Raw genomic sequence first — 26,699 nt, 5'->3', positions numbered from 1 at the left:
TGTTTTTATTTAATTTCTAAGTTGGACAAAAATAGTTTTTTTAATCGAATATCAAAACTGCGGATTCGCTAAAAAATGATAAATTGCAAGCCATTTTAAAAAGCCTAAAAACGTAGATGTATCTTCAAAAACTATCTTTGGTAAATTATAAAAGTATAGCATCAGAATTGTTTGAGTTTGATGCTAAAATCAACTGTTTTGTTGGAAACAATGGGGTAGGAAAAACCAATGTGTTAGATGCTATTTACTATTTGTCTTATACCAAGAGTTATTTTAATGCAATTGCAAGTCAGAACATCAAACATGGAGAAGATTTTTTTATGATAGAAGGAGATTATTTGATGGAAGAAAATCGGGTAGATAAAATTTTATGCAGCGTTAAAAAAGGAAATAAAAAGGTGGTTAAAAAAAACGGAAAAGCATATGATAAGTTTGCCGACCACATAGGAAATGTGCCTTTGGTTATGATTTCTCCATCGGACAGAGATTTAATTATTGAGGGAAGTGAAACCCGACGTAAGTTTATGGATGGAGTTATTTCTCAACAAGACCGAATGTATTTGCAAAATTTAATCAACTACAATAAGTTGTTAACCCAAAGAAATGCTTTGCTTAAGTATTTTGCTGCCAACAGAACTTTTGATGCACTAAACCTTAAAGTTTACAACGAACAATTGTCGGACTTAAGTGTTCGTATTTACGAAAAAAGGAATTGGTTTTTGCAAGAATTTGCTCCTATCTTTAACCAGTGTTACCAAGAAATAAGCAATTCTAAAGAAGAAGTTCAGTTGTTATACAAAACACAATTGCACGAAAAACCTTTGCTTAGTTTGTTAGACGATTTTTTAGAAAAAGATAGAGTGTTGCAGTATACCTCTGTGGGAATACACAAAGACGATTTGCAATTTGAATTGAATGGATATCCTATTAAAAAGTTTGGTTCGCAAGGGCAACAAAAGTCTTATTTAATTGCATTAAAATTAGCACAGTTTGAATTTACCAAACAACTAACAGGCAAAAAACCTATTTTATTGTTTGATGATGTTTTTGATAAGCTGGATGAAAATAGAGTATCGCAAGTAATTAATTTGGTAAATAAAGATCATTTTGGGCAAATTTTTATTAGCGATACCCATACCCAAAGAACCGAAAACGTGGTAAAAGCGACACAACAATCCTACAAAATATTTCAGTTGCAATGAAAAAAAATAAAGACACTTCTTTAACACAACGCAATAGCGAAGCCAACCCTATGAGTGCTTTGATGAAACATTTTATAAAAGCTAACAATTTAGAAAAAGGCTTTCAAAAAATTGCAGTAGAAGAAGAGTGGGAAAAATTAATGGGACCTGGAGTAAAAGCTTATACAGAAAAAATTTCTCTAAACAACGGCATTTTAAGAGTTGCTATTTCCTCTGCAGCGCTTAGGAATGAATTAAATTACGGAAAAGAAAAAATTCAAAAAATGATGAACGAAGCCCTAGGAGAAGAAGTCATAAAAAAGGTGATTTTGAACTAAGTAACAACTCGTCTATCAATTTTAACAACTCAGTAATTCAAAATTTATAAAGTAGCGTTTTAGCGGCACTTTTGATGAAAAATCAATTTGTGTCATGAAACAACTACAGCTTTTTACATTTGCTTTTCTTTTCTCTTTGTTTGCTTTTGGTCAGACAAAAATAAGTGGAAAGGTAACAGACAGTCATCAACAACCACTAGCGTTTGTAAGTATTTTTTTAAAAGGAACTTATGAAGGTACGACTACCGATGTTAACGGAGAATTTGAATTCGTCACCCAAAAAAAAGGAAAACAAATTTTGGTTGTAAGCAATTTAGGTTTTGATTCTAAGGAGCTTCAAAAAAAAGTATCGGAACTTCAGAATTTACAAGTTGTGTTAAAAGAGAACGTAAATTCCTTGAATGCTGTTGTGCTAAGTGCAGGTACGTTTAGTGCAGGAGAAAAAAGCAAAACAACAACCCTAAAACCACTGGATATTGTGACTACAGCGGGGTCTTTGGCAGATCCTATTGCTGCTTTTCAAACCATGCCAGGAACCAGTACTGTTGCCGAAGACGGTAGGTTGTTTGTAAGAGGTGGTAGGGCAGAAGAAACTCAGATTTTTATTGATGGTATTCGTGTTTTTACACCGTATGTTGCAACCACGAACAATGCACCAACACGAGGGCGATATTCTCCTTTTTTGTTTAAAGGAATATCGTTTTCTACTGGAGGTTATTCTGCAGAATACGGACAAGCCTTGTCTGGTATTTTGTTGATGAACACCATAGATGAACCAGAAAATGAAAGAACAGATATTAGTGTGATGAGTTTAGGAGTCGGACTTGGAAATACTCAAGTTTGGGATGGTAGTTCTTTAACGGTAAATACTTCGTATATCAATTTAGGACCTTATACAGAGTTGTATACAGATAGCAACCAATGGAACAAACCTTACGAGGCTTTTGCAGGAGAATCTGTTTACCGAAAAAAAGTAACCAAAGGATTATTTAAGTTCTATGCAGCATTTGATGCAGCAAGGTTTGACATTACACAAACTCATATAAATTATCCTGATGGTTTAAATTTTAAAACGGATGCAACTAATGCATATGCAAATTCATCTTACCGTCATAAAATCAACAAAAACTGGTCTACTTTTTACGGAATAAGTTATACATTGGCCAATACCAAATCATTTATCAACTCAGATAAAATAGACAATACGCAACAAGCAGTTCATGCTAAAGTAAAGGCAAATTACAAAGTAGGCAGTTTCTACAAATTGAATTTTGGTATAGAATCTTTTTTACAAAAGTTTGATGAAATTTTTATCACTCCAATTCAATCCTATTCATACGGGTTTAACAATCGCATTTTCGCAAGTTATCAAGAATCTAGCTTTTTGTTTTCTAAGAAATTCATAGCTCAACTGGGAAACCGCTTTTCTTGGAATAATTTATCCCATTCATTACAAACGGACTATCGACTTTCATTGGCCTATAAATTGGGAAATAAAGGACAACTTTCTTTGGCTACAGGTACTTTTCATCAAAATCCAGAAAAGGAGGTGCTTAAGTTTACACAAAATATTCATTCAGAAAGCTCTGAGCAATACATTGTGAATTACCAACGAAACCAAAAAGGGATGTTGTTTAGGGTAGAAGGCTTTTATAAAAAATACAAAGACTTAATTAAATACAATACTGTTACTCCTCAGTTTACCAGCCAATACAACAACAAAGGAAAAGGTTTTGCCAGAGGAGTAGATGTATTTTGGAGAGACAATAAAGGAATAAAAAACTTAGACTATTGGCTTAGTTACTCTTTTTTAGATACCCAAAGAGACTTTAAAAATTATTCAGGTAGTTTTCAGCCTAGTTTTGTGAATAAGCACAATGCCTCTGTGGTAACCAAATACTGGATGGAAAATTGGAAAAGTCAACTAGGCCTTACCTATCGTTTTGCTTCTGGACGTACCTATACCAATCCCAATATATCAGGATTTTTAAATGAAAAAACCAAGGCTTTTCAAACATTAGACTTTAACTGGGCGTATCTTATCAGTCCCCAAAAAATATTATTCTTTTCTGCTAGCAACTTGTTAGGAACTAAAAACATCAATGGATACCAGTACGCAAACACGCCCAATGCTAAAGGTATATTTCAAAGAGAAGCGATAAGACCCAGTGCAGATCGTTTCTTTTTTGTAGGATTTTTCTGGACGTTGAGTAAAAAAGAAACTGACAACCAATTAAATCAATTGTAGAACTACAATTCAGCACTAAAAAATAACACTTCAGAAGGCTCTTTTTTATTAATAGACCTATCTAAAAGATCTTTGAAGTGTATTAATAACCAACCTTTTAAAAATTAAAAATGATGAAAAAAATGACATTAATTGTAGCCTTATTTATGGGATTAATCAGCAACGCACAATCGCCTTACGAAGCCAAAATGAAAGAAGCTTTTGGATTATGGGGACAAAACCAACCTGTAAAAGCAAGTCAGTTGTTTGAGAGGATTACAATGGTAGAAACCCAAAATTGGTTGCCATATTACTACGCTGCACAGACATTAATTACTTCTGGATTTTCTGTTAAAGATGAGGCAGAACTAAAAACAAGGTTAGACAAAGCTCAAGCTTTTTTAGACAAAGCCAAAGAAGTTAGTCCTAAAAATGCCGAAATTTTAGTAGCACAAGCAACTTGGTATATAGTATGGGTTGCTTTTGATGGAGCAACTTATGGAGCAATGTACAGTGGTAAAGTGTCTAACTTGTATCAAAAAGCATTAAAAATAGCTCCAAACAACCCTAGGGTAGTATTAGGAAAAGCAGAGTGGGACATAGGGAAGGCTAAATTCTTTGGAAAAGATACTAGTGCATATTGCAAACAAATTGAGAAAGCCATTGAACTTTTTGATACATTTGAGAAACCGACACCATTTTATCCATCTTACGGAAAAGAAAGAGCACAACAAGTTTTGTCTCAATGTGGTAAACAAAAATAATTATGATACAAAAACTCGTTAAACACATCTTTGTTTGTGTTATTATAGGAATTGTCGTATTCTTTATAAGTACCAGTTTGTTTGGTTCTTGGGACTTTATTTCTACGAATTTACTATTTAGAATTATTGCATTTAACATTATGTATGCACTTGTTTTAGGTTTTGCAAATGCAGGATACTTTTTCTTATTAGGAAAATACAAATGGAAAGAGCATCAATCTAGATTACGAGTATTTGTTGGTATTGTAGGTTCAATTCCCATTACATTATTAGGACTTTTCTTATTAATGATGTTTGAAGTAATGTATTTAGAAGGGCATGATTTTAACTACTTTCTAAGTCATCAGAAACTGGCAAATTATGTGTTTGGGTTGTTGATATCGTTGGTTATAGTGATTATTTTTCATGCTATTTATTTCTATAAGCAAGTACAAGAAAGAAAGGTTAAAGACTCTCAAATAGTTGCCAGAACAGAATCTGCAAAGTTTGAGTCTTTGAAAAGCCAATTAGATCCACATTTTTTGTTTAACAGCTTAAATGTATTGACAAGTTTAATAGAAGAAAACCCAAGAGGAGCAGAAAAATTTACAACAGGTTTGTCTAAAATATATAGGTACATTCTAGAACAAAAGGATAAAGATGTGGTTGCTGTTGTTGATGAGCTTAAGTTTGCCATCACTTACATGCAGCTATTAAAAACAAGGTTTGAAGAAGGAATTGAGTTTGAAATAGGTGAGGAATTAAAAGAGGTGGAGTTTAAAATTGTGCCTTTATCTTTACAATTGTTGTTAGAAAATGCTGTAAAACACAATGCAATTACACCACAAAAGCCTTTGGTAATTAAAATTTATCAAGAAAATAACAAACTGGTAATAAAGAACAGTTTTAATCCCAAACAAGTGTTAGAAAAAAGCACCAAAGTCGGCTTGGAGAATATAAAACAACGTTACAAACTTATTACAAAAGAAACGGTAGATATTATACAAGAAAATAAGCTGTTTGTTGTAAAGCTACCGTTTTTAACAAAAGATATTAAAATTATGAAAACATCATACTTAAACGAATCAGAAAAATATTTAAGAGCTCAGAAAAGAGTAGACGATTTGTCTAATTTTTACTGGGGATTAGGAGCCTATTTTGTGGTTATTCCTTTTTTAATTTTTATCAATTACAAAACATTTTGGGGCTATCAATGGTTTTGGTTTCCTACGTTTGGATGGGGAATGGGAATGCTATTACAAGCAGTTAAGCTTTTTGTTTTGGGAACTTCTTGGCAAGACAAAAAGATTAGAGAAATCATGGAAAAAGAAAATTTTTAAACCGATAAATGTATGGAAATTATAAACAATTCTGAACAAGAAAAATATACAAGAGCAAAAAAAAGAGTAGAAGAATTGTATAAATTCTACTGGAACCTGTCTTCGTACCTTGTGGTTATTCCCTTTTTAATTTTTATCAATTACATGACCTCTTGGGGATTTCAATGGTTTTGGTATCCATTATTTGGGTGGGGATTGGGTCTTGCTTTGCACGCCATAAAACTCTTTGTATTAGGAACCAATTGGCGAGATAGAAAAATAAGAGAAATTATGGAACAAGATAATCGTTAAGTATATGAGAGTTATTATTATAGAAGACGAAAAACCATCAGCAAGAAGGTTAGAGCGTATGTTAAATGAGTTAGATATTTTGGTAGAAAAACAGCTGCATTCTGTTGCAGAATCTTTAGAGTGGCTTAGCACTAACGCACATCCAGACTTGATAATGTTAGATATACAGCTGTCTGATGGATTAAGTTTTGAAATTTTTGAGCATCTAGATTTAGCTAGTGCAATTATTTTTACAACAGCTTATGACGAATATGCTTTACGAGCGTTTAAACAAAACAGTATTGATTATTTGTTAAAACCTATTGATAGTGATGAGTTAGAAGTAGCCATTCAAAAATTTAAACAAAGACATCCGGTTCAAGCTCATTTTCCGTTAGATGTACATCAACTAAGAAAAATGTTGGTGAATCCTTTGGACCAAACATACAAAACAAGGTTTACCGTAAAAATAGGACAACACTTAAAAATGATAACTACCAATGAAATTGAATGTGTGTATAGTGAAAACAAAGGAACTTATCTTTATACAGATAGCAAACGTAGTTATTTAATTGATGAAACTTTAGAAAGCATAGAAAGCAAGTTAAATCCAGATGATTTTTTTAGAGTAAATCGTACTTTTTATGTGCATATTAATGCAATAAAAGATATGGTGTCGTATACCAATAGCAGGTTACAAGTTATTTTAAACAATTACCAACAAGAAGATATTATTGTTAGCAGAGAAAAAGTAAAAAAGTTTAAAGACTGGATTGATTAAAACAAAGTAGTAGATAAAAAGAAACTCCCAACCACAGGTTTGTCTAAGGTTTGATAATCGTTGGTTAATAAAAAACTACTTCTAAACCCAATTCCTATCAATGCTTCGGGAATGTTTAAAAAAGTATTGTCAAAAATAATTTCAAGCCCTACAGCATTTTGATGGGTTTTAAAATTGTTGAGATTCAAAGTGCTTATATCTGCAAAAAGATTGGCTCTTATACGCTTAAAATAAGTAATGCCCCATAAGCCAAAATCAGGATACAACAAAGGCATTTGATAGTTAAAGGAAGTTAAATAAGCTTCCTTAGCTAAGCTAGTTTTAAAACCTCGAGCATACCTAAAAGTATCTTCTTGCTGAATGCCATTTTTTTGATAAGCAAAAGAAATATAAGCATTATGGCTACGTGAAATTCCAGGAACATACAAGCGATTGATTGTAGAAAAATAAAAATTATTAAAGGCTTTTAAAGAATTTTGAAATCCTTGATTGTAGCGAATTGAGGTAGAAAAACCTGCACGTGTATTGATGTTCTGTTTGGATTTTCTTCTAAGACTAGAAGCTGCAAACTGAATTTTATAAAAGTTTAGATCAATAGACTCAAGATCTAGTTTTTCACCTGTATTTTCTTCAGTAAATGTTGTTCCTGTTCTACTGTTTAGTTCATAAGCCAATCCTAAATACGCTTGGTTGTTATAGTTGCCATTAATTTGCGATAAGGGCAGCCCAATACTTGGAGCTATATTAATACTGTGAAATTCATAAACACCATCAAAACTAGTATTGTTTGCATCCTGAAGGCTTCCTTCAAATTCTCTATGTTGGTATTCGGCCGATACACTTAGCTCAGGCCACCATTTTTGATAAGCAGCAGCAAATTTTAACTCGTAAGAGTTGTTTTCATTTAAAAAAATATCAGTACCTGCCGTTAAACTAATATCGTTTAGTAAAGTAGTAGCATTTACAGTAGCTCCAACTTTTTCTTCAGAAATGGTGTAGAACCAATCGTGAAATTTTAGGTCTTGAAAAGACGAGGTGTACTTTTTTGAAGGATACATTTTGTTGGAAACCTTTTCTAAAATAGATCCATTTTCAAAAGAAACTGTTTTTTTATTGTTAAAATCCATTACAGTAGGTTCTGTAATTTGTAGGGTATCAGGTGTAGCAATGGGAGTTGTAGAAATTTTGGTACCTGTAGCTATGGTTTCTATAAAATACAATTGTTGTTTTTTTACAAAAGGTTGATATGCCCCTATCGTAGCTTTTGTAAGTTGTTCTATTTGTTGATTCCCATGGGTTGAAACTCGGTAAATATTGTCAATTCCATCAAAGGATGCAGAAAAATAAACATGATTTGTAGTTGCAAACAAATCATCCATTATATGAGAAGTCCACACAGTTAAAGCAGTTTCTTGTTGGTTTTTTAGGTTGAATTTAAAAATAGCCAACTTGTGATGTTCTTGTTTTAAATACACCACCGTACTGTTGTTCACAAACTTTGGTCTACTTAAAACTCCGCTTAATGCAAAAGCAGTTAACTCATTCCCTTGAGTGTCTAAAATTACCAATTCATAGTTTCCTTCATTAGTTTTTATGGCTGCTATCAAAGAATTGTCAGCATTAAAATGAGGAGAAAAATAACGCTTTTTATGAGTAATTTTTTTTCGTTTTTTATGTTTCAAATCGTACACAAAAATATCATTGTAGCTACTGTAATTGTATCTAGGATGGTACGAAACTCCTGTAAACAACAATTGCTGATTTTGGTATTGAAAATAAGGATCTATGTTGATAACATTATTCGTTACCACACTTTCCGTTCCGTCATTAAAAATGCTTACAAAACGTTCTACAGCATCTAGCTCGTTTTTTAAGGCCACAAACTGACCATTTTCCATTAGTTGAGGAAAATTGTATAGAGAAACTTTTTTGGTGTTTTTAGTGATAGATGGATACTCTAAAACATTAAGTTGATTTCGTTGGTTTTTCCATATTTTAGAATTTTCTTCAGCAGATTTCTCATACAAATCCGTGGTAGATAAGCCCGTTTCTTTTTTAAGTTGATAACTAAAAGGATAAAAAGGAAACTGAAAAGAAGCTGCTTTTTTTGCAATGTTGTCTAGCTTAGCAGCATTGTAGTGGTTGCGAAAGTAATTTAGCATTTGATATCCTGTTACATAATGATTAGGAACCAAATCCGTAAAAGATCCATTCCTAATTTTCTGGTAAGAGTAATAGCGTTTGTCTTTGTACAAAGCCCTTTGTAAGGCAGTAAATTTAGGCAAACGACCACGTCCGCTCTGGGTCAAAGCAGTTTCCATAATTACGGCATCTCCTTCAAAATACCAATTGGGTACTGCTAGTACACTTCCCAATCCCCAGCCTGATTCTCCAAATAAGTAGTACAATACTTTGGTTGCCCCTGCTTTATGATTTAAAAATTGTTGTACGTGTCTGTATTCGTGTATGGCCAAAGTACTAATCCAATCTGTTGTACCTAATGAGCTGAATGTTGTAGGAGCAACGTTAAAAAACTCGCTTCTAAAAGGGCTTACTGTCACAAAACCGTTAGATTCAACTGTTTTAGACCTTAGAACAACATCAACCGGAATGGAGTCGTAAAGCCCCATAGAACCTTTGTTGTTTTTTTGAATGTAATTAATGGTATTGCTAATTTTTATAGCCTCTTGTTCTTGTCCTTTTTTGTAAATAACGTTAACATAGTCACTGTACATTTTAAACCAACTTTGGGGCTCGTGCTGTTGTTGGGCAAACACAAAACAACTTAGTAATAAACATAGTACAGTAACAATTTTTTTCATTATTTTTTTCTTTTGGCAGCTACCACTAGCTCTATTTTGTCTAGTGTGGTAGCGGTGGTAAACATACCGTAGTCAATAATTATTTTTTTCTTATCAATCTTTTCAATTGTTCCATTTGCTCTACCGTCCTTTAGTCGAACTTTATCTCCCACTTTAAAGATATAACTGTCTTTTTTTTGTTGTGCTATTTTTTCTTCTTTTTTCTTTTCTTCTCTAACCGATTCGACCTTTTGCAATACTTCTTTTTCGGTTTGCTGAATGGCTTTTTCCTCTTTAATTTTTTCTTTTTTTTCTCTTATTTTTTGAGGTTTTGTTTTTTTACTTTTGGATGTGCTTGATCGTATTTTGTTTTTTCTATCAACACCCATTTGTCAAATTCAAATCTAAATTCTTTTTTGTTATTGGTCTGAAAGTATTTGTTTAACAATTCATTAACTTTTCTTCCTATGCTTAAAGTACGCTGATTTTTATCGTATAAAGTCTGAAAACTTTCTAGTTTTTCTTGAATTTTAGCTTCCTTTTCTGCAAGCAAATCTGCATGTTCTTTTGCTTTAGAGCTGTGCTGCTCCATTTGCTGTGTATTGCGTTGCAAATTGGTGCGTTCTTGCTGCAATTTAGATATGGTTTTATCAAAACGAACCTTAGACTTGTCTATTTTCTTTTTTGCCCTATTAATCAGGCTAAAAGGAATTCCGTTTTTCTGAGCAACTTCAAACGTAAAAGAACTTCCGGGTTGTCCTATAAGCAATGTAAACAAAGGTTCTAAAGTTTTGCTATCAAAAGCCATGTTAGCATTTACAACGTGGTCTAGCTCATCTGCCAAAACTTTTAAGTTGGTGTAGTGCGTAGTAATAACCCCAAAGGCTCCTCTGTGGTAAAACTCTTCTAAAAATATTTCTGCCAAAGCCCCACCCAATTCAGGATCGGATCCTGTTCCAAACTCATCAATTAAAAATAAGGTGTTTTCAGTACATTTTTTTAAAAAGCCACGCATGTTTTTTAATCGATAGCTATAGGTGCTTAATTGGTTTTCTATAGATTGATTGTCTCCAATATCTGTTAAAATATGATCAAAAAAATGCGTTTTACTAGTTTCATGTACTGGAATTAAAATTCCACTCTGAATCATAACTTGTAACAGTCCAATAGTTTTTAACGTAATACTTTTTCCTCCTGCATTGGGACCAGAAATAACAATAATTTGTTGCTCTTTGCTTAGCGAAAGTGACTGTGGAACAACCTCTAAATTCTGGGCTTTATTTTTTTCTAATAAAATAGGATGATAAGCTTCTTTGTAATCAATTTCTTGCGAGCTAGAAAAATCAGGTTTAACTCCATTAATTTCTTTAGCATATTGAGCTTTTGCTTTAATTACATCTAAGACAATCAATAAATGTAGGTATTGATTGATTAAAGGAGTAAATGGTCGGATGGCATTGGTTAAAATTCGTAGAATACGATCAATTTCTTGTTTTTCTTCTAACAAAAGTTCTTGCAACTGCCTGTGGTAGTTTAGCGTGCTTTGTGGAGCAATAAAAACAATGCTTCCTGTTTTAGAAGTTCCTAAAATACTTCCTTTTACTTTTCTTCTGTGCAAAGCTTGGACAGCCAAAACAGGTTGATTTTCTATAATAGACTCTCTAATATCATCTAAAAACCCAGCTTTGTTGTACTTGGCCAATTCGCTATTAAACGAACTGCTAATCTGACTTCGAACCTCTGTTAATCTTTTTCTTATCTGATTCAATAACTCCGATGCTTTGTTGTGTACTTCACCATAGTTGGTAATAATTTTAAAAATTTCATCAACAATAGTCTTGGTGTATTCAACAGGTTCTGCAAGTAAGCTCAGTGTAGGATAGTAGTCTCTAAATTTCTGAAAATACAAAAGAAGCTCATTAGCAGTGTTAGAGAGATTGGCGATTTTTAAAAAAGCTTCGGGCAAAAGCTTGCTGTTTTCTATACGTAGCAGTTTTATTTCCTTTTCTATATCATCAAAATAATGATTGGGAATTCTGTTTTCTGCCACCAATGCTCCTTGGTATTCATGTACTTGATTTAAAGCATTTTCTAGATCAGGTTTGTTAGAAAAAGGAAACAAATTTTCCACCATTTCTTTTCCTTTTTCAGATTGGCAGTTTGTGGCGATTGATTTTAAGACTTCTTTAAATTCTAAGTCTTCTAGAGTTTTTTTTGTGATAATTCCCATTTAAAAGATTACTTTTGTTATAAAAGTTGTTGCAAAAATACTTAGAAAATCTATAGGGCTAAAAGAACTATTGATTTTCTGAGAAAAAAAGACCCCACATGAATTTTACGATAGCCCCCAAATGGAAACCTTATTTAGAGGAAGAGTTTGAAAAAGAGTATTTTAAGCAGTTAAAAGAATTTGTTGATAGGGAATACGAAGAGCATATATGCTACCCTAAAAAAGAACAAATATTTGAGGCTTTTAATGCTTGTTCTTTAGAAGATACAAAAGTAGTAATTATTGGTCAGGACCCTTATCATGAAGAAAATCAAGCCAATGGGTTGTGTTTTTCTGTTAATGATGGAGTACAGCACCCCAAATCTCTCAGAAATATTTTTGATGAACTAACAATGGATTTAAAGGTAAAATATCCTGTTTCTGGAAATTTGTCACCTTGGGCCAAACAAGGAGTTTTGTTGTTAAACGCCACCTTAACGGTTAGAGCTAAAGAGGAAGGATCACATCAAAAAAAAGGATGGGAACAGTTTACCAATACTGTAATTGATGTTTTGTCTGAAGAGAAAGATAATTTAGTTTTTTTGTTATGGGGAGGTTTTGCTAGAAAAAAAGGAGCAAGAATAGACACAGACAAACATAAAATTTTTACAAGCGGCCATCCATCACCTGCAAGTGCAAGTAGAGGCTATTGGTTTGGAAACAGACATTTTAGCAAAACAAATACTTACTTAAAATCTAAAGGAATTCCAGAAATTGATTGGAGTATTTCTTAAAGAATAGAGCAAAAAAAAAAACAGCCCATTAGGCTGTTTTTTTAATATCTTGTTTGGTTTTAGTTGAAGTTTAGAACTACATCCAAATCTACAGTGTTCCATGTTTTACTTACACCGTCTTCACCAGTATGCAACATTTCACATGCTTTGTGTATAGATGCTAAAGCCTTTTGGGCATTCCAGGTATTAACGTCTACAGTTGCTGTTAAATAAGAAGTTGCACCTTGAGATGTTAATGTAAATGGCAAATCATGTGTTTCATTATTCATTGTTAAAGCAATCACGCCACCATTTTCAGAAACAGATGTAACTTTACCAGACAACAATTCTGTATGATCCATAACTCCAAAAAACAACGATTTTAATTTGGCATCTCTAACTCCATTGTTGCTAAAAATGCTACTCACAGGAATTGAAAACTCAACTCCGTTTAAAGCCTCTTTTTTAGTTTCAGCAGCCTTATTATTGCTAACATTTATTTTTTGAAACTGACCTTTAACTCCTGTTTTGTTAGTAAACTTGTATCCTGTCCAGTTTACAATTACAGTTTCGGCATTTAGTTGTACGGTATTTTCTTTAGGTGCTGTAGATGTATTTTCTTTCTTTTTTTGATTACATGCGGTTAGAGATAAAACAGCTAATAATGTAATGGCTAATTTTTTCATATGGTAATTAAATTTTTTGATTGGTGTATTTTTCTACTAATTTGATATATTCTTTTTGAGCTTTTTGCGGAGAAATACCTCTTAATTGCATCCAAGCATTAAATTTAAAGGTGTTTCTTACGTCCGTATCTAAATTGGCATTAAAACTAAAATTATCACCTTTAGTGGCTTGTTTATAGTAAGCATAAAATTCTAGCATTACATCAGGTGGTAAGGGTTCCATGTCTAATGCTATTTGTACGGCTTTTTTAAAACGTTCTTTAAGTAATTCGTCCTTAGTCATAAAATAGTGTATTTTATAAAGTAGCAATTACATCTTCTGCCCCTTTTACTTTCTGATTTAAAGATACATTTATTTTAGCATCTAAAGGAAGAAAGAGGTCAACACGAGAACCAAATTTAATAAATCCAGCATCGGTTCCCTGTATTACTTGCTCTCCTTCTGTAGCATAGTTTACAATTCTTTTGGCCAAAGCACCAGCAATTTGACGATACAAAACTTCTCCTATTTGTTTGTTTTCTATTACTACTGTAGTTCTTTCGTTTTCTTCCGAAGCTTTTGGGTGCCATGCAACCAAAAACTTACCAGGATGGTATTTGCTAAATTTTACCAATCCGCTTAAAGCATAACGAGTAACGTGTACATTTAGCGGACTCATAAAAATAGAGACCTGTAATCTTTTATCTTTAAAATACTCAGGTTCGTAAACTTCTTCTATTACTACTACTTTTCCATCTACTGGAGCAACTATGTGCTGATCAGAACTGTTTGTTTTCCTTTTTGGATTTCTAAAAAATTGAAGAATAATTACAACAAAAAATAAGGCTATAGCGTAAATTAAATATTGTAACCAAGCATAGTCTTGTAATAAAAAATAAGACATGTCTATAGCAATAATAGCCAGAATAAGTGTAACAGTAATGATTAGTTTTCCTTCTTTGTGAAACATAATTTTAGTACATTAAATGTAAATAATAATAGATAAATGGTGATGCGTATATTAAGCTATCAAAACGATCCAAAATACCCCCATGACCAGGGATAATATTTCCAGAATCCTTAATTTTAACAGCTCTTTTAAACATAGATTCAATAAGGTCTCCAATACTTCCCATAACACTTACAACCAAACTAAGGCCTAGCCATGCCCATAGGTTGTGTTGTGTAAAGTTTAGTGATAAAATATAAGCAATTAGCAAAGTCATAACTACTCCACCAATAGAACCTTCAATGGTTTTTTTAGGAGATATTCGTTTAAATAATTTTCTTTTACCAAAGGCTTTTCCTGTTAAGTAAGCAAAGGTGTCGGTAGACCAAATTAAAATCAAACAACCCAAGATAATTTGCCCATCATAGCTGTGAGTTTCGTTTATATATGGAATAGCAGTAATAATGGTAAAAGGCAAAATAGCATATATATAGGTAATAAAAATTTTACCCAAATATTTAAAAGGTTTTTTGATGTCTTTAGAAAATAGACTAATCAAAAAGAAACTAAACAAAATAAAATACTGGGCACTGTGTTGGTATTTTTGAATGTAAAATTCTAAAAAAGCAGATTTCCCTTGTACCAAATACAATGTTCCTTCCGAAAATAAAAAATAGACACTAGCCAATGCATAGAGTAGAGGAGAGGAGATTTTTGCCATTTTCTGAAACTCGTACACTGCTAAAAGACAAAAAATAAAAAATAACAGGTGAAACGTTAGCGAACTATAAAGTATAGCAGCTATAAGCAAGCTAATAAAAATAATTCCTGATAAAGCTCTTTGTAACATGGTTAATAATTATAAATCTTCAACAAGAATTAAGTACAAATTTTTACTATTAGAAATTCCGTAATCCATAAAATTATTTTCCTTTGATTGGTTAATAGTGTAATTTCTAATATCACAAATATTTGTAGGTATTTTTCCTTTGTTGTTGGTTTTAATACCTGTTAACCCTTCTCTCATATCTTTTACAATTTGACTTGTGTAAGCCCATACAATAAAATTTTCATTCAATTGGCTTAGCTTCATTTCTCCTAGTTGATTGGAAGACAGTAAAATGTTTCCTGAATCTGCTAAAAGGTGTTCGCAAGTAGTAAAAAATGTAGTGTTTGTATTAAGGTTTTCAACAAAAATAGCGTTTTGCTGACAGATTTCCATCAAGTTTTTTTGAATAGTGGTGAGGCTATTCCATTGGTTTTCTTGCAAGATGTTTTTTAAGGTTTCTAAGGCTTCTTGAGTAGATAGACAATATAAAAACTTACCTTCTTTATGAATAAAGTGATGAACAAACAAATCATCTAAAGAAGTATGTTTGGCAGGTTGCTCTGCTTTTTCTTCTTTAGATGATGTGGTGTTATTTGAAGATTTAAAAAGTTTTTTAAAAAAATTCATTCAAATAGTTAACGTCTACAGTTTATGCTTCAGTTGCTTCAGAATTATTTTCCTTTTCTGTAAGCTTATCTTGTAATTTTTCTGATAGCGAATCTTCAAAAGGTCTTTTTCCAAAGATTTTTATCAAATCATCTTTAAAAATAACTTCTTTCTCCAAAAGTCTTTCGGCCAACTCAGTTAACTTTTCTTTGTTTTCTGTAAGAATAGTTATGGCTCTTTGGTATTGATTTTCTACAATACTACTTATTTCTTCATCAATCAATTTGGCAGTAGATTCACTATAAGGTTTGTTAAAGTATTCTTGTCCAGTAGAGTCGTAATAGGTTAAATTTCCTATTTTATCACTCAAACCATAAATACTTACCATAGCTCTAGCCTGTTTGGTTACTTTTTCTAAATCGCTTAATGCTCCTGTAGAAATTTTATCGAAAATAATTTTTTCTGCAGCACGACCAGCTAAAGCAGCACACATTTCGTCTAACATCTGCTCTGTTTGAACAATCATTCTTTCTTCAGGCAGATACCAAGCAGCTCCTAAAGACTGTCCCCTAGGCACAATGGTTACTTTTACAAGCGGAGCAGCATGTTCTAACATCCAACTTGCTGTTGCGTGCCCAGCTTCATGAAAAGCAATAGTTTTCTTTTCTTTGTCAGAAATAATTTTATTTTTCTTTTCCAATCCTCCAACAATTCTATCAACAGAATCTAAAAAGTCTTGGTTTTCTATCTCTTGCTTTCCTTTTCTAGCAGCCATTAATGCAGCTTCGTTACAAAGATTGGCGATGTCAGCTCCAGAAAAACCTGGTGTTTGCTGTGCTAAAAAATCTATCTTAACATCGTTAGATAATTTCAAAGGTTTTAAATGCACATTAAAAATAGCATTACGTTCATTTAAATCAGGTAAATCTACATAAATCTGTCTGTCAAATCTACCAGCACGCATCAAAGCTTTATCTAATACATCTGCACGGTTAGTAGCCGCAAGTACAATTACATTGGTGTCTGTACCAAAACCGTCCATTTCGGTTAATAACTGGTTTAGGGTGTTTTCTCTTTCATCATTTCCACCTGTCATGTTGTTTTTTCCACGGGCACGACCGATGGCATCAATCTCATCAATAAAAATGATAGATGGTGATTTTTGAGCTGCTTGCTTAAATAAATCACGTACTCTAGAGGCTCCTACTCCTACAAACATTTCTACAAAGTCCGATCCAGATAAAGAGAAGAAAGGAACACCTGCTTCTCCAGCTACTGCTTTTGCTAACAAGGTTTTTCCTGTTCCTGGAGGTCCTACCAATAAAGCCCCTTTAGGTATTTTACCTCCCAAAGAAGTATATTTTTGTGGGCTTTTTAAAAAGTCTACAATTTCTTGTACTTCTTCTTTAGCTCCTTCTAATCCGGCAACATCTTTAAAAGAAATTTTTATTTTTTGATTTTCATCAAACAGTTTTGCTTTGGATTTACCAATGCTAAAAATTTGACCACCTGCACCTCCTCCAGATGCTCCACCAGACATTCTTCTCATAAAGAAAATCCACAAAGCTAGGATGATAACAAAGGGTAAAAATCCGATTAAGGAGTCCATAATATTGGTCCTGTTTTCGTTTTTTAAATCAAAATTTAGATTGTATTTTTCTTTACTTTGATTGATGTTGTTTTCAAAGTTTTCTAAACTACCAAAGTTGTATGTTAGTGTAGCACGACCTGGTAACCAAGGAAGGGCATCCTGAGATCCTTTAGGTAAAAACTCTTTTTGAGCTTCTTCGGTTAAATGAATATCTGCATAATCGTTGTTAACTATAACAATTTTTTTGATGCTATTGGCTCTTAACAGCTCTTCAAATTTATTTTTAGTTACATCTGTATTGCTAGCAGAACTATCAAATACATTAAATGATATAATCACAGCAATAATAAGAGCATAAATCCAATAAGCATTAAATTTAGGTTTCATGCCATTGCTCTTTGGCTGGTTTTTGTTCTCGTTTTTCATTCTTTAATCTGTTTGTACTTTTAGTAGGGTTATGATGAAATTGTTGTAATCTTAGCATCCCCCCATAATCCTTCAATATCGTAAAGTTCTCTTACTGGTTTTTGAAACACATGAACTACGATGTTTACATAATCAATTAAAATCCAATTGGCTTCAGCTTCACCTTCTACATGATAAGCTTTTTCTTTGGCTTCTTTTCCTACAATTTTTTGAACAGAACCAGAAATTGCATTAACGTGTGTGTTAGAGGTACCAGAGCAAATGATAAAATAATCGCAAATAGTGTTATCGATTTCACGTAAATCTAATAACTGAATATGTTCACCTTTTACCTCATCAATTCCTTTTAAAATTGTACTGATTAATACATCAGCACTTACGTGTTTTTTTGACATTAAAAAATCTTTAGCTTTGCAACAAAGTTATCTCTTTTTTAAGAGATAACGCATACGAATATAATTATAATTTATTTGTGAATATAATCAAACTTGATGCCATTGACTCTACCAATCGTTTTCTGAAAGATTTGGCAAAAAATGGCAAAATTGAAAACTTTACAACGGTGGTGGCCAACCACCAAACGCAGGGAAAAGGGCAGCAAAATACAACATGGTTTTCTAGTCCAAATCAAAATTTACTTTGTACCGTTTGTGTTGATTTGCAAAGACTTGACTTGTCTATGTTGCCCGTGGTAAATTTTTTGGTAGCAACCACAATAAGAAAAGTCGTTGCTTCTTTTTTAAGTCTAGAAAATAAAATAGCTATAAAGTGGCCTAACGACATAATGTCATACCAAAAAAAAATTGCAGGTATTTTGGTAGAGAATACTATCAAAAGTCATAAGCTAGGAACTTGTTTTATTGGACTTGGGCTTAATGTAAACCAACAAATTTTTCCTGATTATTTATCCAAAGCGAGTTCTATGGCTCTTATTGAAAAAACTACTTTTGATAGGGATGAAATTCTTACAGAGCTTATACATAGTCTTAAAGAAGTTATGACTGTGTCTTATATCACAAAATACCATCAAGAAATAAAAGAAGAGTATTTAGGATATTTGTACAGGTTGGGTATACCTTCGGTATTTAGAGATGTAAAGGGGAGTGTATTTATGGGGATGATAGTGGATGTTTCTCGTCTTGGAAAGTTGGTTGTAGAAAAAGAAGACGAGAAACAATACGAGTTTGATGTAAAAGAAATAACGTTCCTTTAGATTTTTTGCAAATTGCTGCTTAGTTCGTTGATAAAGTTGGTTAGTGGTGTTTTAACCATCATGCTAACCATAGGATTAAAATTTCCTTCAAATAGTAGTTGAGCTTGGGTTGTATTGACATCAACTTCATTAAAAAGTAAGGTTAGATTAAAGTCTAATTTACTAGAAGCAGCACTTAATACAATTTTATCATAAGGTTGCTTTTCTTTAATAATCATTCTTATTTCAGGAATTCCGTACAAACCAAGAATAAAAGAATCACCGTCTATTGTAAATTTCTCTTTGTTACTTGGCATAATTTGTTCAAAATTTTTAAGCTCAGTAAAAAGACTGTACAGTTCTTCTTTGGACTTATTAATTTCAATTGTTTTGGTTTCAAGTTTCATGGGTTCAGTTTTAAGAAAGGTCAAAGATAGCAAAAACCCTCAAATTTATTTAAAGCAATAAATATCGAGGGTTTTTGTATTTGTTTTATTTTGTGTTACAGGGAGTTAATACTCTTCTGGTGTCCAGATTTCAGGATTTTTTCTCCAAGTTTGTATTAGTGCTAATTCTTTAGAAGTAATGTAATTGTCTTTTTCTGCTTGTTCTAGCAGGGTTTGATAATCACTTAACGTTGCCAAGCTAATATTTGCTTCTTTAAAATTTTTTGTTGCCAAAGGAAAACCATAGGTAAAAATAGCCATCATCCCTTTAATATTTACATCTTCGGCTTTTAATGCTTCTACAGCTTGCAAACTACTTTTTCCTGTACTAATTAAGTCTTCAACCACCACCACATTGGATCCTTTTTCTAAGTGACCTTCTATTTGGTTTTGTCTTCCGTGCTCTTTTGGCTTTGGTCTAACGTAAACAAAAGGGATTCCTAATTCTTGTGCAACCAAAACCCCAATGGCTATAGCACCTGTGGCTACTCCTGCGATTACATCAGGTTTGCCAAATTTTTCTTCGATGACTTTGGCCATATTGGTTCTTAGAAAATTTCTAACAGTAGGAAAGGATAGTGTAATCCTATTGTCACAATAAATAGGAGACTTCCAACCCGATGCCCATGTAAAAGGATCGTTGGGTTGTAGTTTAATAGCTTTTATTCTCAAAAGCTGTTCTGCGGTGTTATTTGCCGTATCTTTGTCAAAAATCATAATGCAAATGTATAAAGTTTTTTTCGATGAGAATCTAATTGAATTAACAAATGATAACACGCCTTGGATGGGTTATCAAACTGAAAAATTTTCAACTCTCGATTTACAATTTTTTTTGTCTGAACTCAAAAGCTCTCACGAGACAAAAATACAGGTTATTTGTGAAAATCTTAGCAATGACTGGCATAGATTTATTCAAAATTTTGAAGTAAGAAAAGCAGCAGGGGGTGTTGTTGTAAATAGTAATGAAGAAATGTTGTGGATTTTTAGAAACAATGTTTGGGATTTGCCCAAGGGACATATTGAAAATGAAGAGACTAAAGAAATAGCTGCAATCAGAGAGGTAGAAGAAGAATGTGGTGCTAAAGAACTATATATTAAAGAAGAATTGGAAACGACCTATCATGTTTTTCAGTTAAAAGACAAGAATATATTAAAAATAACATACTGGTTTTTGATGGGGACAGACTTGAAAGAACAAAAAATGACTCCTCAAATAGAAGAAGGAATCACAAAAGTAGTCTTTAAGTCTTTAGAAGAATCTAAAAAAAGCATGCAAATGTCTTATAAGAATATTCAATTGTTATTGGCAAATGTTTTGATGTAGGATGTAATCAACTAAAAAAAAATCGTCTTAAAGATAAATTTACAGAGTATATGAAGATTCGTTTACTATTATTTAGAGTTTGTTTTTTGTTAATATCACTAAATTCTTTTGGTCAAATTCACAATCCTGTTACTTGGTCTACTTCTGTAGCAAAAAGTAATAAAGGAGAGTTGGTTTTGATAACAACAGCTACTATTCAAAAAGGATGGCATTTATACAGCCAGCATTTGCCAAAAAATGGTCCTATTCCTACTACATTTCATTACCCTAATACAATACAGCTTGTAGGAGAAACGAATGAAGAAGAAGGAATAGAAGTAGACGATCCTAATTTTGGTATGCGATTAAAGTATTTTAGTGATTCTGCTGTTTTTAAGCAAAAAATTGAGTTAACAAAAAATATAGATTCTTTAAAAGCTTCTGTAGAATTTATGGTGTGTAATGATGAAATGTGTTTGCCACCAAACGAGGTGCAATTGGTGTATAGTTTTTCTAATATAGAGTCTTCAGAGATCATAAAAAGCACTGAAACGCAAAAAAGTTATTGGACCTTGTTTGCGTTAAGTTTTTTAGCAGGTTTAACAGCGTTGGTAACTCCCTGTGTTTTTCCGATGATTCCTATGACGGTTAGCTTTTTTACCAAACAGAGTAAAAACAGGGCTTTGGGAATTAAAAATGCATTGATTTACGGGGTGTCTATTGTGATAATATACGTATTGTTGGGTACTGCTGTTGTTGCTGTTTTTGGCTCTAGTGCTTTAAATCAGCTCTCTACAAGTGTGGTGTTTAATTTGGTATTTTTTGCTATTTTGATAGTTTTTGCTTTTGCTTTTTTAGGAGCCTACGAGTTGGTGCTGCCAAGCTCTTGGGGAACTAAATTGGATGAGAAAGCGGATAAAGGAGGTTTTGTAGGAATCTTTTTTATGGCACTAGCTTTGGCTGTAGTTTCATTTTCATGTACTGGGCCTATTGTAGGTACTGCGTTGGTGCAGTCTGCATCTCAAGGGGGAATTGGTCCTGTTGTGTCTATGTTGGGTTTTTCGCTGGCTATAGCTTTGCCTTTTACTTTGTTTGCTATTTTTCCAGGCTGGTTAAATTCCCTTCCTAAATCTGGAGGCTGGCTTAACACGGTAAAGGTTACTTTAGGTTTTTTAGAATTGGCTTTGGCTTTTAAGTTTTTATCTAATGCTGATTTGGTTTTGCAAGCACATTGGTTAGAACGCGAGCTATTTATAGCTATTTGGATGGTGTTATTCTTGTTGTTAGGCTTGTATTTATTAGGGAAGTTTAGACTATCTCACGACTATCAACCAGTAGAACAATTGACTGTTTTTAGATTGTTATTAGCAACTACTTCTTTTGTGTTTGTTTTGTATTTGTTACCAGGTTTGTTTGGAGCTCCAGTAAAATTGGTAGGAGCTTTTGTGCCTCCGTTAGATTATAGTGAGAAAATTATATCAACGAACTTTTCGAACATAAATGATAATAAAAGCAGTTCTGTAAATTTACCTAAAGGGGCACATTTCTTTGAACCTTATCATATTGTTACTTTCAAAGATTATGAACAGGGTTTGGCTTATGCCAAAAAAGTAAACAAACCTATTTTGTTAGATTTTACAGGATATGCTTGTGTTAACTGCAGAAAAATGGAGCAAAATGTTTGGTCAGATCCTAAAGTATTGTCCATTTTGCAAAATGAGGTAGTGTTAATTTCACTTCATGTAGACGATAGACAAGCCTTTGATGAACAAGAAATTTCTCCTTTAACAGGCAAAGCCTATCGTTACAAAGGACAAAAGTGGGCTCACTTTCAAGAACTACGCTATAAAACCAATTCACAACCCTATTATGTGTTGTTAAATAGCCGTGGAGAAGATTTATCAAAACCAATAGGTTACACGCCTCATGTATCTACTTATTTAAAATGGTTAAAAGAAGGAATTGCTAACAATTAAAATTATTTTACACAAAAACCTACGTAGTTTTGAGTGAGAAATTTTAATTTTACCCGCATGAAACAAAACCAACTATTCCTTAGGTATCATGCACTTTGGCCATTTTTAGGAGTGCTGCTTTTAGGTGTTTATTTTTTAAGTTTTCCCAAAGGAGAAGTAGTGCTAATTTTTAATAAAATGCATAGCCCTGTTTGGAACATAGTATTTACCAAACTAAGTAGTATTGGGAATGCTTTGAGTGTGTTTTTTTTCTTAGCCTTAGTTTTGTGGCGATATCAGCTTAAGTATCTTTACTTTTTTGTATTGGCTTTTGCTTTAGAGTCTTTGGTAATTATTGTCGCCAAAAATGTATTTTTTAGTTACATGCCACGTCCTTATTTGTTATTTGAGTCTCAAGGGATTTTAGATCAGATTGATTTTGTAGAGGGAGTAAAAATCAATAAAAGACGTTCTTTCCCGTCAGGTCATACAGCTTATGCATTTTGCATGGCAAGTTTCTTTGCTCTAAAACTTAATAAAATTTCTGCTTCTGTTGCTATTGCTATTTTCGCTGCTTTTGTGGGTATGTCTCGTATGTATTTGGTACAACACTTTTTTGTTGATGTTTTTACCGGAGCCATTGTAGGGATTGTTACCACTGCTATTGCTTATTACTTAGTATTTAATACCGAAAAGAAATGGTACTCTAGAAGAATTTTTTCTGTAAAGAATAAAAAGAATTAACATGAAGATTTTTAATTCTAAATACACTTATTTGTGGGTGTTTTTGTGTGGTTTTTTTATCTGTGCTTTTGGTATAGGTAGTTCTATTATTTACATTTTAGATGAGGCTAAGAACAGCGAGGCTGCAAGAGAGATGTGGATATATGGTCAATATTTTAAACCAACATTCAACAATGTTATCCGAACAGACAAACCTCCTTTTCATTACTTTTTAATGATGCTGGGGTATAAACTTTTTGGTGTAAATGCTTTTGGAGCTCGTTTTTTTTCTGCGGTTTTTGGTGGAATGACATTTTTGTCAACGTATATTTTCACAAAAAAGCACTTAGGAAAAAGCATTGCTCAAATCACTTTTTGGATTTTAATAGCTTCTTTTTATTTTGTACAAGAGTTTCATTTGGCAGTGCCTGATCCTTATTTAATTTTTTGGGTGAGTTTAACTTTTTTTTGTTACATTGATTTTTTTATTTCAAGAGAAAAAAAAATCCTTTGGTTGCTTTACTTTTCAGTAGGTTTTGGGATGTTAACAAAAGGACCTATTGCTTTGGTTCTGCCGAGTTTAATTGCTCTAATTCATTTATTATTAACCAAAGATTTGTCTGTAAAAACTATTTTAGACTTCCGTTTCATTCCAGGAATTTTATTGGCGTTGTTGCTAAGTGCTCCATGGTTTTATATGGCTCATATTGCAACAGATGGTGTGTTTACAGATGGTTTTTTCTTTAAGCACAATTTAGATCGTTTTCAAAATAAAATGGAAGGTCATGGAGGTATTTTTCTCATCACTATAGGTTTTGTTATTTTAGGAATGTTTCCTTTTTCTTTTTGGTTATTTAGAGCTCTGATACATTCGTTGAAACAAAAAAAACAAAATGCCTTTGTTTTTTACGGAGGACTAACCGTATTTGTTTTTATTGGTTTTTTTGCAATATCATCAACCAAATTACCAAACTACACCATGCCTTGTTATCCTATGATTGCAGTATTGTTAGCTTGGTATTTTTATACAGAATTAAAACCTAAATATTTAGAAGGAAATTTAAAGGCTTTTAAAATAGAGTGGATTAGTTTAATGGTCATTTCAATTGCACTACCTATTGCAGGATATATTGGCTTAGATTTGGAAAAACAATTAGGAAATAAGGGGTGGGTAGGCTTGTTGATTGCTTTTGTACCGCTTGGGGTTATTTGGGCTTATCGTCAATTTATCCGTAAACAAGTTAATAAAAGTTTTAAGACCTTAGTGAGTACTTTTGCTTTGTTAAGCTTGATGTTGTTTGGAGTTGCTTTCCCTATTTTAACCAAAGGGACACCTGTAGAGGTTTACAAAAATAAAGTTGGCACCCAAAAGCAAGTGGTGGTTTTTAAAAGATTTGATGCTGCTTTCCCTATCAATTTTGATAGAACTTATAAGGTCGTAAATACGTTAGAAGAAATAGATGCTTTTTTTGAACGCTATCCAGAAGGAGTGGTGATGACCAAAACACGAAAAAAAGAAGATTTAAAAAAACTAGAAGTATACTCCTTAGTCTTTCAGCAAAAAAGTTTGTTCGAAAACCATACCACAAGAGTGTATCAAAAGTCAAAAAAATAAAAATAGATGTTGAATAAAGTAGATGTATGGGGCTTGTATTTTTTGCTTATTATGGTATATGGTGCAGGTTTGTTTATTCCGTTGATGGAAAACGATTCTGCTCAGCATGCTACCATGGCCATGCGTATGTATGTAGAAAATGATTTTTGGAATATTTACAAAGGTACTTCGGATTATTTAGACAAACCTCAGGTGCATTTTTGGTTAGCAGCTTTATCTTTTAAGCTATTTGGTTTGCACGATTGGGCTTATCGTATTCCTGCTTTGCTCTTTACAATTATTGGTGCTTTTAGTGCTAACAAACTAGCAGTTTATTTTTATGGCAACAGGGCTAAACATATTGCAGCATTGGTTTTTTTGTCAGCTCAGGCCGTAATTCTTTCTAACCACGATGTGCGTACCGATGCTGTATTAACTGGAGCCACCATGTTGGCTATTTGTTATTTTGTAATGTATTTAGATTCGGGCAAATGGTCTGCTTTACTATTAGGTTTTTTAGGTACAGCTATTGGTTTTGGAACCAAAGGACAATTGGCTGTTTTTGTATGCGGAGTTGTGTTGTTGGTACATGTTATTTATCAGCGTAAATGGAAGCACGTGTTTTCGTATAAGTTGCTAGTTGGCTTGATGGCTTATGCTATTTTTATATCCCCCGTTTTATATGCTTATTATATACAGTTTGATTTGCATCCAGAAAAAGTAATCAAAGGTCAAACACATGTTTCTGGGGTTAAATTTATTTTGTGGGATCAAAGTTTTAACCGTCTTAACGCTACTGGTCACAAGGCCAATAATCAAGATTATTTGTTTTTTTTTCATACACTTTTATGGGCTTTTTTGCCATGGGCAGTATTGGTATACTATGGGTTTTTTGTTCAAATAAAAAATGCAATCCAGTACAGATTTAAAAAAAATAAAGGGTTTGAACTAATAAGTTCTTTAGGGGTTTTATTGGTTTTGTTAGTAATTAGTACCTCTAAATTTAAGTTGCCACATTATCTAAATAGCTTATTTCCTTTAATGGCCGTTTTAGTTGCTGGACAGTTGGTTCGATTGGAAAAAAAAGAACGTCTTGCTTTGTATTGGAAACGCTTTCAGGTGGGGTTAATGCTTGTGCTCATCGCCCTTGTATTTTTTGTGTCGTTTTGGACCTTTCCTTTAGATAATCTTGTACTTGTTCTAGGAATCTTAGTTCTATTCTTGGTGGCAGTATTCTTGTTTTTTAAGGCTGAAATTAAAAATTCCGTAAGAACTTTATTAGTGTGTAGTGTGGCAGGAATGGCGATTATCAATTTTGTGATGAACACACAGTTTTATCCCAATCTATTACAATACCAATCAGGAATTCCAGCATCTAAAATCATAAAAGAACATAAAGTACCTGCCCATAATTTGTATTTGCAAGAAGGGCAGTGGTGTTGGTCGTTAAATTTTTATGCAGGGAATATATTGCCTACGTTGGCGGTAGACCGAGTTGCGGATAAATTACAACCAGGCCAATGGATGTATGTAAATGAAAAAGGATACAAGCAGCTAAAAGCAGCAGGTGTTTCTTGGTCTAAAATTTATCCGTTGGATCATTACAGAATTACCATGTTAAAACTTAAATTTTTGAATCCTAAGACTAGATCAGAGAAATTGAGTAAGAGGTATTTGATTGTAAAATAAGAAATAGAGAAGGGTACATAGAAACAAAATAAGATAATCTGGCAAGAGCAATCAAAAATTCTACGAT

General features: G+C 32.8%; 24 protein-coding genes and 1 pseudogene. 14 read left to right on the top strand and 11 right to left on the bottom strand.

From position 1 onward, the window contains the following. Window positions 1–116 precede the first annotated feature (116 nt). The 7 genes from recF to FS85_RS0101085 all read left to right on the top strand — a co-directional run bounded on the left by recF (window position 117) and on the right by FS85_RS0101085 (window position 6,880). The gene (gene recF / locus FS85_RS0101115) at window positions 117–1,202 is read left to right on the top strand and encodes a DNA replication/repair protein RecF (RefSeq protein WP_010134114.1); all 1,086 of its coding nucleotides are present in this window, start codon (window positions 117–119) and stop codon (window positions 1,200–1,202) included. Then, a complete protein-coding gene (locus FS85_RS0101110; RefSeq protein ID WP_010134113.1) occupies window positions 1,199–1,519 on the top strand; it encodes a DUF721 domain-containing protein in 321 nt (106 codons plus the stop codon). Before recF ends, FS85_RS0101110 begins: the two co-directional genes overlap by 4 nt. Before the next feature lie 94 nt (window positions 1,520–1,613). Continuing rightward, complete coding sequence (locus FS85_RS0101105; protein WP_010134111.1) at window positions 1,614–3,767, top strand: TonB-dependent receptor; 2,154 nt, start codon at window positions 1,614–1,616, stop codon at window positions 3,765–3,767. A gap of 122 nt (window positions 3,768–3,889) precedes the next feature. Further along, the gene (locus FS85_RS0101100; protein WP_316927713.1) at window positions 3,890–4,510 is read left to right on the top strand and encodes a tetratricopeptide repeat protein; all 621 of its coding nucleotides are present in this window, start codon (window positions 3,890–3,892) and stop codon (window positions 4,508–4,510) included. Between the two features lie 2 nt (window positions 4,511–4,512). Further along, a complete protein-coding gene (locus FS85_RS0101095) occupies window positions 4,513–5,829 on the top strand; it encodes a histidine kinase (protein WP_010134109.1) in 1,317 nt (438 codons plus the stop codon). Between the two features lie 12 nt (window positions 5,830–5,841). Next, window positions 5,842–6,120: a 2TM domain-containing protein gene (locus tag FS85_RS0101090; protein WP_010134108.1), complete on the top strand. Its 279-nt coding sequence runs from the start codon at window positions 5,842–5,844 to the stop codon at window positions 6,118–6,120. 4 nt (window positions 6,121–6,124) lie between these two features. After that, complete coding sequence (locus FS85_RS0101085) at window positions 6,125–6,880, top strand: LytR/AlgR family response regulator transcription factor (protein ID WP_010134107.1); 756 nt, start codon at window positions 6,125–6,127, stop codon at window positions 6,878–6,880. Here FS85_RS0101085 and FS85_RS0101080 read toward each other — a convergent pair. Both FS85_RS0101080 and FS85_RS15915 read right to left on the bottom strand, forming a co-directional pair. Beyond that, entirely contained in the window at window positions 6,877–9,702 is a 2,826-nt protein-coding gene (locus FS85_RS0101080) for a TolB-like translocation protein (protein WP_010134106.1), read from the bottom strand. The genes FS85_RS0101085 and FS85_RS0101080 overlap by 4 nt on opposite strands. Then, window positions 9,702–11,911, bottom strand: a pseudogene (locus FS85_RS15915) (endonuclease MutS2). The gene FS85_RS0101080 and the pseudogene FS85_RS15915 overlap by 1 nt, the downstream one beginning before the upstream one ends. Window positions 11,912–12,009: 98 nt before the next feature. Here FS85_RS15915 and FS85_RS0101070 point away from each other — a divergent pair. Next, a complete protein-coding gene (locus FS85_RS0101070) occupies window positions 12,010–12,684 on the top strand; it encodes a uracil-DNA glycosylase (protein WP_010134101.1) in 675 nt (224 codons plus the stop codon). A gap of 59 nt (window positions 12,685–12,743) precedes the next feature. Here the strand turns inward: FS85_RS0101070 and FS85_RS0101065 are convergent, their stop codons facing one another. The 7 genes from FS85_RS0101065 to rsfS are packed head-to-tail and all read right to left on the bottom strand — an operon-like array spanning window position 12,744 to window position 18,125. Continuing rightward, on the bottom strand, window positions 12,744–13,349 hold the full coding sequence (locus tag FS85_RS0101065) for a YceI family protein (RefSeq protein ID WP_010134100.1): 606 nt from the start codon (window positions 13,347–13,349) through the stop codon (window positions 12,744–12,746). Between the two features lie 7 nt (window positions 13,350–13,356). Further along, complete coding sequence (locus FS85_RS0101060; protein ID WP_010134099.1) at window positions 13,357–13,632, bottom strand: acyl-CoA-binding protein; 276 nt, start codon at window positions 13,630–13,632, stop codon at window positions 13,357–13,359. Window positions 13,633–13,645: 13 nt separating this feature from the next. Next, window positions 13,646–14,299: a phosphatidylserine decarboxylase family protein gene (locus tag FS85_RS0101055; protein WP_010134098.1), complete on the bottom strand. Its 654-nt coding sequence runs from the start codon at window positions 14,297–14,299 to the stop codon at window positions 13,646–13,648. A 4-nt stretch (window positions 14,300–14,303) separates the two neighbouring features. Then, window positions 14,304–15,128: a phosphatidate cytidylyltransferase gene (locus FS85_RS0101050; protein WP_010134097.1), complete on the bottom strand. Its 825-nt coding sequence runs from the start codon at window positions 15,126–15,128 to the stop codon at window positions 14,304–14,306. Between the two features lie 9 nt (window positions 15,129–15,137). Further along, window positions 15,138–15,734, bottom strand: a complete 597-nt coding sequence (locus FS85_RS0101045; RefSeq protein WP_010134096.1) for an LUD domain-containing protein — start codon at window positions 15,732–15,734, stop codon at window positions 15,138–15,140. Window positions 15,735–15,756: 22 nt separating this feature from the next. Continuing rightward, the gene (gene ftsH, locus FS85_RS0101040) at window positions 15,757–17,730 is read right to left on the bottom strand and encodes an ATP-dependent zinc metalloprotease FtsH (RefSeq protein ID WP_010134095.1); all 1,974 of its coding nucleotides are present in this window, start codon (window positions 17,728–17,730) and stop codon (window positions 15,757–15,759) included. Between the two features lie 29 nt (window positions 17,731–17,759). Continuing rightward, window positions 17,760–18,125, bottom strand: coding sequence for a ribosome silencing factor (gene rsfS, locus FS85_RS0101035; RefSeq protein ID WP_010134093.1), 366 nt, complete (start codon window positions 18,123–18,125; stop codon window positions 17,760–17,762). Between the two features lie 77 nt (window positions 18,126–18,202). On the opposite strand from rsfS, the gene FS85_RS0101030 reads away from it, so the two are divergent. Next, window positions 18,203–18,943 (top strand): biotin--[acetyl-CoA-carboxylase] ligase, encoded by a 741-nt coding sequence (locus tag FS85_RS0101030; protein WP_010134092.1) that lies wholly within the window; start codon window positions 18,203–18,205, stop codon window positions 18,941–18,943. Here FS85_RS0101030 and FS85_RS0101025 read toward each other — a convergent pair. Then, window positions 18,940–19,329, bottom strand: coding sequence for an orotate phosphoribosyltransferase (locus FS85_RS0101025; protein ID WP_010134091.1), 390 nt, complete (start codon window positions 19,327–19,329; stop codon window positions 18,940–18,942). The genes FS85_RS0101030 and FS85_RS0101025 overlap by 4 nt on opposite strands. Window positions 19,330–19,434: 105 nt before the next feature. Continuing rightward, window positions 19,435–20,085, bottom strand: a complete 651-nt coding sequence (gene pyrE, locus FS85_RS0101020; RefSeq protein WP_010134090.1) for an orotate phosphoribosyltransferase — start codon at window positions 20,083–20,085, stop codon at window positions 19,435–19,437. Between the two features lie 7 nt (window positions 20,086–20,092). Here pyrE and FS85_RS14900 point away from each other — a divergent pair, with 7 nt between their 5' ends. Genes FS85_RS14900 through FS85_RS0100995 form a run of 5 tightly spaced genes read left to right on the top strand, consistent with a single transcriptional unit; the run spans window position 20,093 to window position 26,632 of the window. Then, window positions 20,093–20,692, top strand: coding sequence for an NUDIX hydrolase (locus tag FS85_RS14900; protein WP_160162374.1), 600 nt, complete (start codon window positions 20,093–20,095; stop codon window positions 20,690–20,692). Window positions 20,693–20,742: 50 nt separating this feature from the next. After that, entirely contained in the window at window positions 20,743–22,647 is a 1,905-nt protein-coding gene (locus tag FS85_RS0101010; protein WP_010134088.1) for a protein-disulfide reductase DsbD family protein, read from the top strand. Between the two features lie 57 nt (window positions 22,648–22,704). Next, a complete protein-coding gene (locus FS85_RS0101005) occupies window positions 22,705–23,370 on the top strand; it encodes a phosphatase PAP2 family protein (protein ID WP_029489177.1) in 666 nt (221 codons plus the stop codon). 1 nt (window position 23,371) lies between these two features. Continuing rightward, window positions 23,372–24,964, top strand: a complete 1,593-nt coding sequence (locus FS85_RS0101000) for an ArnT family glycosyltransferase (protein WP_010134085.1) — start codon at window positions 23,372–23,374, stop codon at window positions 24,962–24,964. 6 nt (window positions 24,965–24,970) lie between these two features. Further along, a complete protein-coding gene (locus FS85_RS0100995) occupies window positions 24,971–26,632 on the top strand; it encodes an ArnT family glycosyltransferase (protein ID WP_010134084.1) in 1,662 nt (553 codons plus the stop codon). The last annotated feature ends 67 nt before the right edge of the window (window positions 26,633–26,699 follow it).

The sequence above is a fragment of the Ochrovirga pacifica genome (assembly GCF_000220525.1).
GTDB lineage: Bacteria > Bacteroidota > Bacteroidia > Flavobacteriales > Flavobacteriaceae > Ochrovirga > Ochrovirga pacifica.
The sequence above is the reverse complement of the archived record's forward strand: the minus strand, read 5'-3'. Positions and strand labels throughout refer to the sequence as shown.